The sequence below is a fragment of the Brevibacterium antiquum CNRZ 918 genome (assembly GCF_900169145.1).
GTDB lineage: Bacteria > Actinomycetota > Actinomycetes > Actinomycetales > Brevibacteriaceae > Brevibacterium > Brevibacterium koreense.
This window is the reverse complement of sequence record NZ_FXZD01000002.1, coordinates 18599-33681: the sequence shown is the minus strand read 5'-3', so window position 1 is coordinate 33681 and position 15083 is coordinate 18599. Positions and strand designations below refer to the sequence as shown.

Annotated in this window: 11 protein-coding genes and 1 pseudogene; 7 read left to right on the top strand and 5 right to left on the bottom strand. The window is 63.4% G+C overall.

The genetic code is table 11. From position 1 onward, the window contains the following. Positions 1–58: 58 nt before the first annotated feature. Positions 59–1078: a LysR family transcriptional regulator gene (locus tag BANT918_RS02840; protein WP_101618872.1), complete on the top strand. Its 1020-nt coding sequence runs from the start codon at positions 59–61 to the stop codon at positions 1076–1078. A gap of 129 nt (positions 1079–1207) precedes the next feature. On the opposite strand, the gene BANT918_RS02835 is transcribed toward BANT918_RS02840, so the two are convergent. Continuing rightward, positions 1208–2476: a pyridoxal phosphate-dependent aminotransferase gene (locus BANT918_RS02835; RefSeq protein ID WP_101618871.1), complete on the bottom strand. Its 1269-nt coding sequence runs from the start codon at positions 2474–2476 to the stop codon at positions 1208–1210. Between the two features lie 196 nt (positions 2477–2672). Between BANT918_RS02835 and BANT918_RS02830 the strand changes: the two genes are divergently transcribed. Both BANT918_RS02830 and BANT918_RS02825 read left to right on the top strand, forming a co-directional pair. After that, positions 2673–3524 carry an ABC transporter ATP-binding protein gene (locus BANT918_RS02830; RefSeq protein ID WP_101618870.1) on the top strand — a complete coding sequence of 284 codons (852 nt, stop codon included), beginning with the start codon at positions 2673–2675 and terminating at the stop codon, positions 3522–3524. Continuing rightward, positions 3521–4255: an ABC transporter permease gene (locus tag BANT918_RS02825; RefSeq protein WP_101618869.1), complete on the top strand. Its 735-nt coding sequence runs from the start codon at positions 3521–3523 to the stop codon at positions 4253–4255. Before BANT918_RS02830 ends, BANT918_RS02825 begins: the two co-directional genes overlap by 4 nt. 1 nt (position 4256) lies before the next feature. On the opposite strand, the gene BANT918_RS02820 is transcribed toward BANT918_RS02825, so the two are convergent. Then, entirely contained in the window at positions 4257–4838 is a 582-nt protein-coding gene (locus BANT918_RS02820) for a GNAT family N-acetyltransferase (RefSeq protein ID WP_101618868.1), read from the bottom strand. A gap of 95 nt (positions 4839–4933) precedes the next feature. On the opposite strand from BANT918_RS02820, the pseudogene BANT918_RS02815 reads away from it, so the two are divergent. Continuing rightward, positions 4934–5167, top strand: a pseudogene (locus tag BANT918_RS02815) (response regulator transcription factor); the annotation flags it as partial. Between the two features lie 28 nt (positions 5168–5195). On the opposite strand, the gene BANT918_RS02810 reads toward BANT918_RS02815, so the two are convergent. Beyond that, a complete protein-coding gene (locus BANT918_RS02810) occupies positions 5196–6365 on the bottom strand; it encodes an ABC transporter permease (RefSeq protein ID WP_101618866.1) in 1170 nt (389 codons plus the stop codon). Next, positions 6362–7249, bottom strand: a complete 888-nt coding sequence (locus tag BANT918_RS02805; protein ID WP_101618865.1) for an ABC transporter ATP-binding protein — start codon at positions 7247–7249, stop codon at positions 6362–6364. The genes BANT918_RS02810 and BANT918_RS02805 overlap by 4 nt, the downstream gene beginning before the upstream one ends. Positions 7250–7622: 373 nt before the next feature. On the opposite strand from BANT918_RS02805, the gene BANT918_RS02800 reads away from it, so the two are divergent. From BANT918_RS02800 to BANT918_RS02790, 3 genes are read left to right on the top strand one after another with little or no spacing between them, the layout of a single operon-like run. Next, positions 7623–10121: a SpaA isopeptide-forming pilin-related protein gene (locus BANT918_RS02800; RefSeq protein ID WP_101618864.1), complete on the top strand. Its 2499-nt coding sequence runs from the start codon at positions 7623–7625 to the stop codon at positions 10119–10121. Between the two features lie 10 nt (positions 10122–10131). Further along, a complete protein-coding gene (locus tag BANT918_RS02795) occupies positions 10132–11514 on the top strand; it encodes a SpaH/EbpB family LPXTG-anchored major pilin (RefSeq protein WP_101618863.1) in 1383 nt (460 codons plus the stop codon). Then, positions 11511–12428 (top strand): class C sortase, encoded by a 918-nt coding sequence (locus tag BANT918_RS02790; RefSeq protein WP_101618862.1) that lies wholly within the window; start codon positions 11511–11513, stop codon positions 12426–12428. The genes BANT918_RS02795 and BANT918_RS02790 overlap by 4 nt, the downstream gene beginning before the upstream one ends. Here the strand turns inward: BANT918_RS02790 and BANT918_RS02785 are convergent. Continuing rightward, complete coding sequence (locus BANT918_RS02785; RefSeq protein ID WP_101618861.1) at positions 12400–15078, bottom strand: helix-turn-helix transcriptional regulator; 2679 nt, start codon at positions 15076–15078, stop codon at positions 12400–12402. The genes BANT918_RS02790 and BANT918_RS02785 overlap by 29 nt on opposite strands. Between the last annotated feature and the right edge of the window lie 5 nt (positions 15079–15083).

Here is a 15083-nt window from a genome sequence, read left to right as displayed (position 1 = left end):
GAACACCAAGTTTCCTAAACTGTTGAATACACACTATTGAGCTGATGGTTGGAGGACAGTGGAAGTTCTGGATACTCGTGGACTCTCGGCATTGCGTGCGATTGCCGAATTCGGTTCGGTCGCAGCAGCGGCGACCGCACTGGGCTGGAGCCAGCCCACGATCAACCATCACCTGCGCAACCTGGAGAGGACCCTGGGGTCGACCCTGGTCGAGAAGAGCCCTCGGGGCTCGCAGCCAACTGTCGTAGGCAGCCTCGTCGTCTCTCGAGCGATCGAGATCCTGGGCCTCTGTGACCGCCTCGGCGCCGAGGTGGCTCTGTGGCGCGAGGCTCAGGCGGTGCCGGTGAAGATCGGCGCCGTGCCGACGGTCGGTGCCAGGGTGATCCCCAAGCTGCACAATCAGCTGCAGAGGCGACCGCGCTGGCAGGCCCACGACGAAATGGCCGCCGCGAATCCCGCGGCAGGGGAGATGACCACCGCGGCCCTTGACGTGACCATGGATGAGCATGCGAAGCTCGTCGCCAGGCTGGAAGCCGGGGATCTTGACTTGGCGCTGCTCGTCTCGACCGATATCGACAAAACCTGGATTCCCTCGACCTTGACCGCGAAGCACCTGTACTCGGAACAGCTCTTCCTCTGCGTGCCGAAGTTCGTTGGTCCAGTCACCCTCGATGAGAAGGGCATGCCCGATCTGACGGCACTCGTGTCCCAGACCTGGGCATTCAGCATCGACCCCGGTGACGCCATCGATGAGGTGGTCAGGTCGTTCTGTGTCGCGGCCGGCTTCGAACCACGAGTGGGGATGAGAATGGATGACTATGCGGCGATCATTCGCATGATCGCCGCGGGGCTGGCAGTCGCGGTGATCCCCGATTCTTCGGTCCCGGAAGACCCGACGGTCGAGGTCATTCCGATGCCGATGGACGCCTGCCGTCGCGATGTGCTCCTCGTGTCCCGCTCGCGTACGTCCGAGTCGAGGGCCAAGGTCTCTCGGCACGACCCGATCATCGCCGCCCACCATGCCGCCATCGCCGAGGTGGTCGCCGACGTCCGGACCGTCACCGCGCAGTGGCGGTGACGATCGGTCGGTGGTTGAAACTGTTCAGTTCCGGTGCCAGGCGCCGTAGTCGAAGTCCGCGGTCTTCTCGGTCACCTCGGCGGTTCCGTCATGAGGTCCTTTCTCAGCCCCGACCAGGCCACTGCCGACTCACCCCGCTGCTGGGGACATCTCCTTGACGGTCGGCAGTTCGCAGGTGCTGCTGGCCTTCTGTTCGTATCCGGAGAGGAACTCGCCGAGGCGGTTGATCGATTCGTCCAAGACCTCGACTGAGGGCAGGGTGACGAGCCGGAAGTGGTCGGGGCGTGACCAGTTGAAGGCCGAGCCGTGGGAGACGAGGATCTTCTGCTCGCGCAGCAGATCGAGCGCGAACTGTTCGTCGTCGGTGATCCCGAACTTTTCGATGTCGAGCTTTGCGAACATGTAGAGCGCGCCGCTGGCCCGGTGCGCGGAGACACCGTCGATGGAGTTCAGCCCCTTGTGGGCGACGTCCATCTGGGCGCCCAGTCGGCCCTGCGGAAGCACAAGGTCCTCGATCGACTGCTTTCCTCCCAGGGCCGCTTGGATCGCGTGCTGAGCGGGCACGTTCGCACACATGCGCATATTGGCCAGGAGTTTGATGCCCTCGAGGTAGCTCTTCGCCTCGGTCAGCGGTCCGGTGATGGCCAGCCAGCCGGCGCGGTAGCCGGCGATCCGGTAGGCCTTCGACAGGCCCGAGTAGGTCAGGCACAGCACATCATCGCCGGTGAGCGTGGCCATATTGACCATCTCGACGTCGTCGTAGGTGATCTTCTCGTAGATCTCGTCAGCGAAGATGATGAGGCCGTGGCGACGGGCGATGTCGACGATCTTCTTCAGGGTCTCATGAGAATAGACGGCCCCGGTGGGATTGTTCGGGTTGATGACGACGATGCCGCGGGTGTTCTCGGTGATCTTCGACTCGAGATCGTCGAGGTCGGGCTGCCAGGCGGTGGCTTCGTCGCAGACGTAGTGTTTCGGCGTGCCACCAGCTAGGGCTACCGAGGCCGTCCACAGTGGGTAGTCCGGGCTGGGCACGAGGATCTCGTCGCCGGGATTGCACAGTGCCTGCAGGGACAAGGTGATGAGTTCGCTGACTCCGTTGCCCAGGAACACCTCGGGGGTGTCCAGATTGTGGATGCCACAAGTCTCGTAATACTGGACCACGGCCCGGCGCCCGGACAGGATTCCGCGCGAATCGGAATAGCCCTGCGCGACGGGAAGCTGCTTGACCATGTCGTGGACGATCGCCTCGGGCGCTTCGAATCCGAAGGGGGCAGGGTTGCCGATGTTGAGCTTGAGGATGGTGTGGCCCTTGGCTTCCATCGCCTCGGCCTCTTCGAGGACGGGTCCCCGAATGTCATAGAGGACGTTGGCCAATTTCGACGACTGCCTGTACATGTGAACCTTTCACTACGACGATTGCTCTACCCAGGCTATGACCCTCGCCGAGGGGGTTCTGACCAAACAGAGGCCCGTTTCGTGAACCTTTGGCCTGGTTTTCGGATTGTTTCCCAGACCTTTGGCGTCTGAGCTGTCCGCGGCTTTGCTCGGGAACCTCTTGACGAACTGTGCGATCAGGCGTCTCATTCCATATATGACGGGCAATGCGATCGAGGCTCGGGGACTGACGATCCGCCGCGGGCGCAGGACCGTGATCGACGGGCTCGACCTGACTCTGCGCCGTGGCGCAATTGTCGGGCTGCTCGGGCCCAGCGGAAGCGGGAAGACGACGCTCATGCGGGCGATCGTCGGGGTCCAGATCGTCAGTGGCGGCACTATCAGTGTGCTCGGAGAGCCCGCAGGCTCCGCTCCTCTGCGTCGTCGGGTCGGCTACATGACTCAGATGGCCAGCATCTACGACGACCTTTCGGTGCGCGCGAATCTGGCCTACTTCGCACGGGTACAAGGGGTGCCGAGGTCGGATGTCGATGGAGTCATCAAGCGCACCGACCTGGGCGGGCAGGCCGATCAGCTTGCCCGTACACTCTCCGGCGGCCAAGCGAATCGTGTGTCGCTGGCGGCCGCGATGCTCGGTTCTCCGGAGTTGCTGGTCCTCGATGAGCCCACAGTCGGTCTCGACCCGGTGCTGAGAGCCGAGCTGTGGGGCATCTTCCGGCAGCTGGCCGATGATGGCACTACCCTGCTGGTCTCGAGCCACGTCATGGACGAGGCCACGCGGTGCGACCGCCTGCTTCTCATGCGTGAGGGTGCGGTGATCGCCGACATCACGCCGGACGAGCTTCTCACAACCACAGGTGCCACCTCCGCTGAGGACGCCTTCTTGCGCATCATCGAGTCTGACACCGCCCGGACGCGTTCGACGAGGACGACGAACGGACCGAAGAAGCCGCGGTCGGCCAAGCGGACGAAGGCGGGTGCGAACAGGATACTGACGTCGACCTCGCCGCGCTCGCGAGGTCGAGGCGATTCGATAGACGCGAGATGACTCCCACGCGCACACTGGCAACGGCGGCACGGGTGCTGATGCAGATCCGCAATGATCCCCGGACCATCGCACTGCTGCTCGTCGTACCCAGCCTGCTCATCGGTCTCGTCGCCTGGATCTTCGACGAAACGTCGGTCTTCGACAGGATCGGTCCGGCAATGCTCGCACTGTTCCCATTCATCGTGATGTTCCTCGTCACGAGCATCGCGACACTGCGCGAGCGCCGCAGCGGCACACTGGAACGGCTGCTCTCGATGCCGATGGGCCGCGGGGACTTCATTCTCGGATACACCCTGGCCTTCGGCCTGCTGGCAGTGCTCCAGACCGCGATCGCGGTGGGCTACGCCACGTGGGTCTGTGGCCTTGAGATCGAAGAGTCGATCCTGCTGCTCTTCGTCGTCGCCATTGCCGATGCGCTGCTCGGCACAGCGCTGGGGCTTTTGGCCAGTGCCTTCGCTCGCACCGAGTTCCAGGTTGTGCAGTTCATGCCAGTGTTCGTGTTCCCGCAGATCCTGCTCGGCGGCATCTTCCTTCCCCGCGACCAGCTGCCGAACGTACTCGGGGTGATTGGTGACTGGTTGCCGTTGTCGCATGCCATCGACGCTCTGACTGCGGTGTCGACGGGCGGCGAGGACACGGAGTACATCTGGTTGCGGATACTCTTCATCTGCTGCTGGATCGTCTGCGCCGTCGTCGTCGGTTCCCTGACGCTGCGACGCAGGACGCCGTAGTTCAGGTCGGCTGACGGTCGCTGCGCAGCATTCCGAAGATGAGTGTGTCCGTCCACTCGTTCTTCGACCACCAGTCTTGGCGCAGGTGGGCTTCCTGTCGCATGCCCAGTCGTACGGCCATCTTCGCTGAGGCGGTGTTCCGGGCATCCATCTGCGCGAAGACGCGGTGCAGACCGTAATGGTCGAAGGCGACGTTGAGCACGGCGATGGCTGCTTCGGTGGCGAAACCATGCCCGCTGGCGGCGGGGTCGAGTATCCAGCCGATCTCGGCCTTCGAATCGTTGTCGCCGTCGAACCAGAGTGCGATGTCGCCGAGAACTCGTGATCCCGCGATCGAGTCGAGCCCATCGGCGGTCTCGATGACCAGGGCCAAAGCGCGGGATTCGGTCTCGAGCCCGGTCCTGGGGATGCGTTTGGCGATTTCGGTCCGAGCCACCTCGGCGGTCCATGGATCCTCGAGGAGGAACTGGGAGACGTCTTCGCGGGAGAGGATCGGAAGGTGGGCCTGCGCGTCGGACTCTTGATACGTGCGTAGGCGCAGGCGATCGGTGGTCAACGGCAGAGACAGCTCCTGCGGGTTCATGTGGACAACGCAATCACGGGTCACGGACGTGTGCAAGGGGCACTGTGTGCCTTTCTGCCGGGAACGACGGTGACAACCTCACCGCAGTCGATGACATTGACCCCGAACTCGTCGTCGAATCAACCGTGCGCGGCCGGTCCCCGCTGACCGAGCGGGAGACCGACGTCCTCCGAGCGGCAGCCGACGGGGGCAGCGTCGAGGAGCTCGCCTCCGCGCTCTTCCTCTCGACGGGCACCGTGCGTAACCGGCTGTCAGCAGCGATCGGCAAGACCGACGCCCGCAACCGCGCCGATGCCGCGCGCATTGCCCGCGACAACGGCTGGCTGTGACTCTTCGGCTAGCCGGTGGCGGGCGGCCTCAGCCCTTCGAGCGACTCAGTGCTTGCCTCCACGTCAACTTCGGCCCTGACCGCAGGATGGAGCGCTCGAAGATGCGGGTGGCCAACAGGAGCGCCAAAACGGTGGTGACCGCGAGAATGAGCAGCGACACCAACGGCTCCCACCATTCGATGGTGCCGAGGAAGACGCGCATCGGAACCGCGACCGCAGCGGAGAACGGAATATAGGACATCACTGCCATCACCGTCTCGTTGGACGAGAAGAGGATGACCGCCATATAGGGCAGGAAGATGAGCATCATGATCGGAGAGCTCGTCGAGCCCAGATCCTCAGCCCTGGAGACCATCGAGGCGGCCGCGGCGTAGAGGGAGGCGATCATGACGAAGCCGACGATGAAGAGCGGGATGAACCAGGCGATCGGTTCCGTGACCTTGCCGAGGACCAGGTCGTTTCCACTGATGGCGGCACCGATGAGGACGGACAGCGCGGTCAGGCCGATCTGTGCGAAGGCGAGGATCGAACACGCGAGAACCTTGCCGAACATCAGCACCTTCGCCGAGGTGGATGCGAGCAGGATCTCGACGATCCTTGATTGCTTCTCCTCCACCACCGAAGAGGCGATGGTTGTCCCGAAGGTCACTGCCGACATGAAGAACACGAGCCCGAGCCCCAGCCCGATGAGGTACGTCAGTCCCGGATCCGGGGCATCCGGGTCGAGAAGTTCAACGGTCGGCACCTGGCTGAGCGCGCCCGTCAGCGAATCGGGTGCGGAGCGTTCGGCGATGACGGTGACACCGACCGGGGACTGAGGGTCGTCGACGACTGCGGCCGCGACCTCCTCGGACGTCACCAGGGCCTTAGCCTCATCCACGCTGTCCACGGAGACGAGTTCGATGCCGTCGATTCCCTGAACGGCCTTCGCCCCCGCCGAGGTGACCGCCACCTCGTCCGTGGAGGAGAACAGTGAGGGCAACGCCCCCGACACTGCCACGAGCGCCCCGAAGAGGACGATGCTCAGCAACGTCGAGACCATGAACGCCTTCGACTTCAGGCGGACCATGATCTCTCGTTCGATGACGAGACCGATGGCCGTGGTGAAACTCGCGCGCCGTGTCTGAGCAGTCGTTGCCAACCCGGACTTCTTCGGGGCGTCCGTGTCGGGAGAGTTCAAATCCTGTTGGGTGCTCATGCCTGCGTGACCTCCTGGAAGAGTCGGTTGAGAGCGACGGTGTGCGGGGCGAAGGATTTCACGGAGGACACGGTGATGGCCTGGTGCAGCACAGCCTCGGCGATATCGGGGTTCGGTGCCGCGAAGCGCACCCAGTTGCCGTCGAACTCGACGACGGTGATGTCGGGGATCTTGCGCACCCAACCCATGTCCGCGTCGGTCTCCAGAATCCACTCGGGACTGCTGCGTTGACTGCGCAGCTCAGCGGCGGTGCCGTTGGCCACGAGCCGACCGCCCTTGATGATGACGAGGTCGTCGACGAGGCGTTCGACCAGGTCGAGCTGGTGACTGGAGAAGAGGACGGGCGCCCCGGTATCGGCGAAGTCCTTGAGCACCTCGAGGGTGCGTTCGACGGCAACCGGGTCGAGTCCGGAGAAGGGTTCGTCGAGGACGAGGGCCCGCGGACGGTGGATGAGTGCGGCCGCGATCTGCACCTTCTGCTGATTGCCCAGGCTGACGGCTTCGAGGTTGTCGCTGGGTTTGCCGCCCAGATCGAGCTGGTCAAGGAGTTCGAGCCCGCGGCGACGGGCCGAATGGCGGCTGAGGCCGTGGAAGCGGGCAAGGTAGATGAGCTGGTCGATGATCGGCATCTTCGGGTAGAGGCCGCGCTCTTCGGGCATGTACCCGATCGCACTGCGGTGTGCAGGTGTGATGTCTTCTCCGTCGACGGTGATGCGACCGGAGTCCGTGGCCAGGACGCCGAGGAGGATGCGCATGGTCGTCGTCTTGCCGGAACCGTTGGAGCCGACGAAACCTGTCATCCGGCCCTCACCGATGCTGAAGCTGAGGTCGTGGAGAACCTGTTTGTCGCCGAAGCTGCGCGAAATTGAGTCCAAGGTGATCATGGTTCAACGCTATGCGGTGCCGAGGCTATGCGGATCAGCCGTTCGGGCGATTTCCGCCTCGGCGGTGTGGGGGAGGAGGCGGACGAGCGCAGCCAGCAGAACGTACGTATGTATCCGGAAACCCCGGTAGTTGAAGTAGCAATTACTGAGTAGTAGGCGGCGGGGTAGTCGAAGCCGTGCCCGACTACTGGTCTATTGCTGAAGAGGCGGTTCTCAGCAATGTCTTTGCGTATTCAACTTTCTAATCTGGAGAAGTTCGTCAAGCTCTGCTCTTCAATTCCTCTGCCTGTCTGCAGCCCGCATGCTGCCGTGAGTGCGGACAGGAATGTGAGGCAACGCGAGCGAGATCGTTTGGAACCGGAATGAGGAATGTATGCCGCTGGCACGATTGCGTGTGCGCTCTGTATGGGCTGCGTTGACCGCATTGGTCATGGTCCTGGCAGGTATGGGTATCGTGCTGCTGCCGGCTGAGCCCGCGCATGCCGCTACCTCGGCTCCTGCTACCTCGGCACCTGCTACCTCGGTACCGGAAACGAAGACTCCCGCCACAAAGGCCCCCGCCGCTTCGGCACCTGAAACGAAGGCTCCGGCAGCAGCACGTGCCGCCGCGGGTCCTGTCTCGATGACCTGTGAACCGGGAAATGTGTACTCGGTGTCGAGTTCGGGACAGATGCGGAAGGTGACGAACGGCTCTGGAGCCCCAGTCGGCGATCGGGCCACCAAGCGAGGCTGGTTTGGTAGTCAGACCGGTGTGGAGTCATTCAACGGTCTTGGGATCGGTAAAGAGGGCTCTCCGATCTACGCCTATGAACGTACCAACAGCGCCAGGAGCGTCGAGATCTATCGGTTCGACGTGTCGCGGGGAACATGGTCCACGACGGGTGCAGAACGCTCAGACAGCAGCATCCAATTCATCGGGGGAGCTGTCGATCTCGACAGCAGCCGCTACTACTTCGGCGGGTTCACCAACTCCGGTTCGAGGTTCAACGTCTATGTCTACAACCCAGGCTCGAACAGCACTTCGTTCAAGGGTTCGGTCGACACCCGTATGGGCCCAGGCGGAACGGCCAACGGGGACATGGCATTCGATTCGCAAGGCAATCTCTACGTTGTTCGCGGTACTGGCAATACGACCACCGTCTTCTCTGTCACGAAGGCAGACCTGACTGCAGGCACCGGAGGAGAGATGAAGGCTTCTCCTTCGGGAACCTTCACGACCAATACCGATGTCAACGGCGTGGCGTTTGACGCCAGTGGGCGTGCCTATCTGGGAACCGGTTCGACGGTCAAGACCTATGACATGCCTGATTGGTCGAACTCTGCAGATTTCGCCTCCGGCAATTGGTCGAGCAGCGACCTTGCTTCGTGCTCTTCGCCGGCCACCATCACACTCCAGAAGGAAGTTGTCGGCGGACGCGCCAAGGCATCTGACCAATTCGAGCTGTCCCTCAAGCAGGGCACCGCTGACCTGGGAACCGCCACCACAACGGGCAGCGCCACTGGTGTGCAGGAAGAGATCGTCGGGCCGCAGCCGGCCAAGCGCGGAGCGGCTATCAAGTTCTCCGAATCCGAAGCCAATGGGGCCGACCTCGGTGACTACGCCAGTGCCTACTCGTGCACGGTTGATGACAAGCCGATGAGCGGGACTTCGGGAACCGGCACCTCAGGGTCGGTGACCATCCCGAACTCCGGCGAAGAGGTCGTCTGTACGATCACGAACTCGCCTTTGACCGCCAACGTCAGCATCCACAAGGACGTCGCCGACGAAGACGGCAAGAACGTCAAGCCGGGCGAGGACTGGACCGTCGGCGCAAAGACGACAGCCACGACCGATAGCATCACTCAGGCACCCACCGCAGCGACGCAGAAGACCAACACCAGCGGCGATGCCAAGTGGGCCCTGAGGTTCAATAAGACCACGGGCCGCGCCACCATCGCAGTCTCGGAGACTCAGCAGGACGGGTTCGAATTCTCCTCCGGCTCTTGTGAGATCACCGGCCTCGACGGAACCACAGCTACGAAGAACCTGAGCAGCGACAAGGCAAGCAGTCTCACCGGCATCAAGCCTGGTGACGCCGTCGACTGCACCTACCTCAACAAGGTCGAGGACACCTCGCTGACGCTGGTCAAGAAGGTCGACAACAAGGAAGCCGCCGGTACGGCAAAGGACACCGACTGGACACTGAAGGCTGTCGGCGACAAGGCTACCGGCGACAAAACCGTCACAGGCAAGACCGGCACTAAAGCCGTCACCGACGTCAAGGTCAAGGCCGGTGACTTTAAGCTCTCGGAGCTCGATGGACCGGAAGGCTACAAAGCCTCGGATTGGGACTGCGGACCGAAGAACACGGTCAAGGCCGACTCGGTGACGCTCAAGGCCGGTGACTCGGTGACCTGCACGATCACCAACACCGCGAAGACCGGAAACGTCACCTGGAAGAAGACCGACGAAGGCGGAAACGCACTCAAGGGATCCGTGTGGACGATGACCGGCCCCGACGGAACAGCAGTTGAGGTCGAGGACTGCACGGCCGCCTCGGCGGACAAATGCGCGGGCCCCGACCAGGATCCGACAGAGGGCAAGTTCGCTGTCAGCGGTCTCAAATGGGGCGACTACACGCTCGTCGAGAAGTCGGCACCAGCTGGCTACATCCTCGACGACACACCACACACGTTCACCGTGTCGGGGTCTGACGATGAGCTCAGGCAGTCGATCGGATCGTTCACCAATGAGCAGAAGCCGCCCGTGGCATTGCCGCTCACAGGTGGAACCGGAAGCCAGATTTTCATCGTCGGCGGAGCAGCATTGCTGACCGCAGGTGGTGTGGGAGCACTTCTCAAGGGCCTGCGCCGCAGGAACCGGAAGAACTGAAAGGGAAAACATGAAAAGCAGGAAACTGGGTCTGTGGCGGCGTCTGACCGCTGTGGCGGCAGTATCGGCACTGAGCCTCCTTGGGGTGGCCGGCACGGCGCAGGCCACTGACAACGTGGGCAACATCGATGCGAGCAAGTCCGGATCGATCATCGTCCACAAGTTCGATGGCAGCGAAGGAACGGACGGCGGTGACGGATCCGTCATCAGCGACACCTCGGGACTGGGCAAGCCGCTGGCCGGCGCCGGATTCACGGTCGAGCAGGTCACAGAGAAGGGCGGACAGGCGATCGACCTGACCACGCCCGAAGGCTGGGACGCGATCTCCGGGTTGCAGGCCTCGGACATCACCGATGGCGGCTTCACCACAGCTGACAAGGCAACGAAGACGGCCGACGGCAACGGACTGGCGACCTTCGGCGGACTGCCGCTGGGCCTCTACCTCGTCACAGAGTCGAGCCCGCCGGCCAACGCCACCTCGACGACCGCTCCGTTCCTCGTCACCCTGCCGCTTTCGCAGGACAACGGCAAGTGGATCTACGACGTCAACGTCTACCCGAAGAACTCGGTCAACGACACGACGCCCACCAAGACCGTTGCGAACCCGTCAGCGCCCGTGCTCGACTCGATCGTCGACTGGACGATCACAGCACCCGTTCCTCGTGCCAACCACCGCTACACGTCCTTCGTCATCACAGACAAGCTGGACCCTCGACTGACATACCAGTCGGCTTCGTTGGCCGGCTTCACCCCTGACACTGACTACCAGGTCACCGAATCCAATGGCACAGTGAAGATCACCTTCACCGCCGCCGGGCTGAAGAAGCTCAAGGCAGGCAACGACGTCGTCGCCACGATCACCACGAAGGTGACAAGTCAGGGTGACGGAACGATCGAGAACACGGCGCTGGTCAACGTCAACGACTCCGGTGCCGAGACGCCAGCGGTCAGTTCGAACTGGGGCTCGCTGACGATCCACAAGTCTGCCAAGGGCGACAAGTCGAACACCCTTTCCGGTGCGGAGTTCGCGATCTACTCGGATGCCGATGCCACCAAACTCGTTGGAAATCTGACGACCGAGGCCGACGGCACCGCCTCGATCACCCTCTGGGTCGGTAATAATGACGACACGACCCAGGAGTACTGGATCAAGGAGACCAAGGCTCCTGCAGGTTACGTCCTCGACGATTCGGTCAACCCTGTCACCGTCGAGGCAGGTTCGACCGCTGCAGCCGTCGGCTTCGACTTCGAGAACACTCAGCAGGGTCACCCGGACCTGCCGCTGACCGGTGCTGATGGAAAGATGCTCGCGATGATCGCCGGCATCGGACTGATGCTCATCGCCGGTGGTGCAGCCATCGTTGTGGCCAACCGCCGCAAGAACCAGGTGTGACACACTCGCCTGAACGCACGCGGCGCCCGTCGGCAGACGGGCGCCGCTGGCGCGTCCCCGTGTTCGCGTTGGTCATCGCGCTGATCGCCCTGACAGGGCTGGGCATCTGGACCTATCCCAGCGCCGCGGCCTGGTTCTCCCAGCTGGACCAGTCGAGGATCATCGGTGACTCGGCGAGCGTCGCTGAGCCCGATCGAGGCGAGGACGCCGAACAGCTCGAACTCGCACATGAGTACAACGACGCTCTGCAGTCGGGAGCACAGCTCGAATCGAACCATCGCCTGCCCTCGGGCAGCGGCACTGCGTCCAACGGCGCCCCGGCCTACGATGAGGTGCTCGACGACGGCAGCACGGGAGTCATGACCCGGCTGCGGATTCAGTCGATCAAACTCGATCTGCCCGTCTACCACGGCACGAGTGATGAGACCCTGCTCAAGGGCCTGGGGCACCTCGAGGGCACAAGCCTGCCGGTCGGGGGAGAAGACACCCATTCGGTCATCACCGGCCACCGCGGCCTGGCGGATGCCACCATGTTCACCCACCTGGACAAGGTGACCAAGGGCGACATGTTCACGTTGACGACCTTCGGGCAGGTGCTCGCCTACCAGGTGGTGCGCACTCAGGTCGTCGAGCCCGATGAGACCGAATCACTGCAGCCGGTCATAGGGAAGGACCTCGTCACACTCGTCACCTGCACACCGTTGGGCATCAATTCGCAGCGCATCCTCATCACAGCAGAACGCGTGTTCCCGACTCCGGCAGCCGATCTTGAGTCCGGCACAGCCGAACCCGATCTTCCTGGCTTCCCCTGGTGGATCGTCATCATGGCAGCGGGGCTGATCGCAGCGGGTGTCTACGTGTGGTGGTCCGGGAGACCGGTGAGACTCACCTCTTCGGGCGGTGCGCGGCATTGATCCGGCCGGCATCGCGGAGCTTGAGCATCTTCATGGGGATGTCGCGCCTGCGTTCTGCCCCGAGCTTCGCCCTTGCCTGGAGGACATGGGATTCGACCGTGCGCACCGACAGGACGAGCCTCTGGCTGATCTGCACGTTCGTCAGCCCCTCGGCAACCAGCCGGCAGATCTCGAGCTCGCGTTCCGTCAGCGTCACGACGGGCGAGGCCTCTGTCGATGTCACCGATGGGTCGGTCGTGGGTCGTGGGTCCTCAGGTGTCATCGAGGCTCTGGTCTGCAGGGCGTCCAGTGCCTCCCCGGCGACTCTGGCGCGGGCGCTCATCCGCTCGCCGAGGAACAGAGCACGAGCCTGTCTGAAGGCGTGACGAGCGGCTCCCAAGTATCCGGTCTGCTGCAGTTCGCGGCCAGCAGCAAGGAGCGCCTCGGGCTCCTCCCCGGCCGCCGCGTCAATATGCCTGCGGGCTGCTCGTGGTCCCGGAAGATCGATATCCGGATCCCCGCGCAGAGACTCGCTCGCCTCTGCTGCGGTGATGGTGCCGTCGAGGAGCCGAGCATGCGTGAGGATGGTGCGCAGCCATATTGGTGACTCGCCGGCGGACGTCGATCCCGGGCCGAGGAGGAACGCCGTCAGACCATCGTGGAGGCGGTATCCCTGTGCCCTTGACCTGTCGTCGTCGGCAGACAGGTGAAAATATGGGGCACGACTGCGCTGCCACCGGCCGACCGTGTCGCGCAAGCCCCAGCCGACGGCCAACAGCGCCGGATTGACCGCTGCCGAAAATGCCTCGTAATCACGTGCCGCACTGTCGACCTCGCCTTCGAACAAGCGCAGAATTCCGATGCACCAGGCGGCCATGGCCGTCAGCTGCCATCCGCTGTGAGCCGATGCACCACACGCCGTGTCCAGCAACTGGCGTACGGTGAGCTCAGATCGTTCGTGTTCGACTCCGGCGAGGAGGCAGTTGACGGTGGCTCCGACGGTGAAGTACCAGGCCATTGTGAAGGTGAAGTCATCCAGGGCCCATGACCGGCTTGCGGTGATCTCGGTGATGAGGTCGAATCCCGACGCGGCGGCGGAGATCAGACCGTCGGCGTCATCGTTCTTCAGGTGATGCTGACACATGGCTGCCAGAGCAGCCAGCCGAAGTGCCGGTGATGCCCGCGGAGACTCGAGGACCGATCCGACGTCCTCGACTCGAGTCATCACGCTGCCGGTGAAGGAGGAGACGAGGTTCGCAATTCCCGGTATCAGCGGGTCGATCACGTCCTGCAGGAAATCCGTCCACCACTGTGGGAGTTCGACGTCCGAAGCGAGTGCCGCGGCCGCGACGAAGAGCAGCTCGAGGTAGTCCGGTCTGTGTTCACATCCCATGGGACCGTGGTCGATGCCGGCCCGGATCAGTTTCACTGCGCCCTCACGGTCGCCGCTGACCAGTCGGACCGTGATCGATTGCAGCTCCCACTCGATGAGCAAAGTGGGATCGTCCCCGACCGCGTCCTCGACTGTCAGGAGCATCACCGCGGCTTCCATCGGATCGCCGAGGCGGTTGAGCGATCGGGCCGCTGCGAGCAGCAGTCGAACTCGAGGCAAGTTGAGCTCGCGACCATCGTTGATGACGTCTCGGGCCAGGCTGATGGCGGCGACCTCACCGACGGGATAGCCCGCCCGCCACATCGTCTCCAGCTTGGCGCGAAAGTTCCTGTCCTCTTCTTCGTTCGCTTCGCCGAGGCGCGCGCCGTCGATCGCCGAGACGTGAAGCGGCGATACCGCGACCGAAGGTTGGCCGGTGACTTCGAGCTCTCGTGCCAGTCTCAGGTCGATGAGGCGAGCGATGACCGTGTCGCCGAAGAGCAGCTTGGCGGTGTTCACGGGCAGGGGGCTGATGGCACCGAGCCGGCGAGCAGCGACGAGTGTGTCCGTGTGCATGTGCGGATACCGGGCCGCCAGCCGCGACAGTGTTCGGTGACCGAACGGCGGGGTGTCGACGCTGTCGTGGGGATAACGCTGTGGGACTTTGTGCGGAGACTCCGCTGCCCACGTAACGAGATCGACGGCAATCAGTGGACGCCCGGCGGACAGCGCCGCCAGGATGCGCAGCTGAAGGCCATCCAACGGTACGGTGCCCGCCAGTCCGGTCACCAGCGCCAGCGATTCACTGCCGGTCAATCGTGCCAGGTCGACCCGCTCGAGTTCACCGCTGCTCCAACTCGCCGCGATCTGAGTCAGTGGTCCGTTGCCGTCTCGGTTGACGGTGCGCAGTCTGTCGCCGTCGACGAGGTAGGCGATGGGCACTCGCGAGATGTGAAGAGCATGGTCGATGATCGGTCCGGCCTCGGGCGGGAGCAGGTGGGCACCGCAGATGATGCGGGGCCCCCCGTCCAGTTTCGCAGGGTCGGTGAATTCCTCGACCTCGGCAACGGTGGTGTGGGCGGTCACACGCAGCATGGAGTGCTGTGGTTGTCCGAGTGTGGTCGCCAGCGACCTGGCGGAGTCCAGGGCACCATCGCCGGTCAGACAGACGACGATGACGGACCTTCCGGTGTGCAGGAAGTCAACGATCTGTTGGGATTCGCGACGACGGGTGGCCGTCAGGTGGACGAGATGGTCGTACTCACGGTGGGTGGGTGAGGGGTCTTCTGTGCTGTGCATTCAGA

Excerpts from the sequence above, each read along its gene's own strand:
- BANT918_RS02835 (WP_101618871.1), bottom strand. The coding sequence starts at position 2,476 with ATGTACAGGCAGTCGTCGAAATTGGCCAACGTCCTCTATGACATTCGG.
- BANT918_RS02830 (WP_101618870.1), top strand. The coding sequence starts at position 2,673 with ATGACGGGCAATGCGATCGAGGCTCGGGGACTGACGATCCGCCGCGGG.
- BANT918_RS02825 (WP_101618869.1), top strand. The coding sequence starts at position 3,521 with ATGACTCCCACGCGCACACTGGCAACGGCGGCACGGGTGCTGATGCAG.
- BANT918_RS02820 (WP_101618868.1), bottom strand. The coding sequence starts at position 4,838 with ATGAACCCGCAGGAGCTGTCTCTGCCGTTGACCACCGATCGCCTGCGC.
- BANT918_RS02810 (WP_101618866.1), bottom strand. The coding sequence starts at position 6,365 with ATGAGCACCCAACAGGATTTGAACTCTCCCGACACGGACGCCCCGAAG.
- BANT918_RS02805 (WP_101618865.1), bottom strand. The coding sequence starts at position 7,249 with ATGATCACCTTGGACTCAATTTCGCGCAGCTTCGGCGACAAACAGGTT.
- BANT918_RS02800 (WP_101618864.1), top strand. The coding sequence starts at position 7,623 with ATGCCGCTGGCACGATTGCGTGTGCGCTCTGTATGGGCTGCGTTGACC.
- BANT918_RS02795 (WP_101618863.1), top strand. The coding sequence starts at position 10,132 with ATGAAAAGCAGGAAACTGGGTCTGTGGCGGCGTCTGACCGCTGTGGCG.
- BANT918_RS02785 (WP_101618861.1), bottom strand. The coding sequence starts at position 15,078 with ATGCACAGCACAGAAGACCCCTCACCCACCCACCGTGAGTACGACCAT.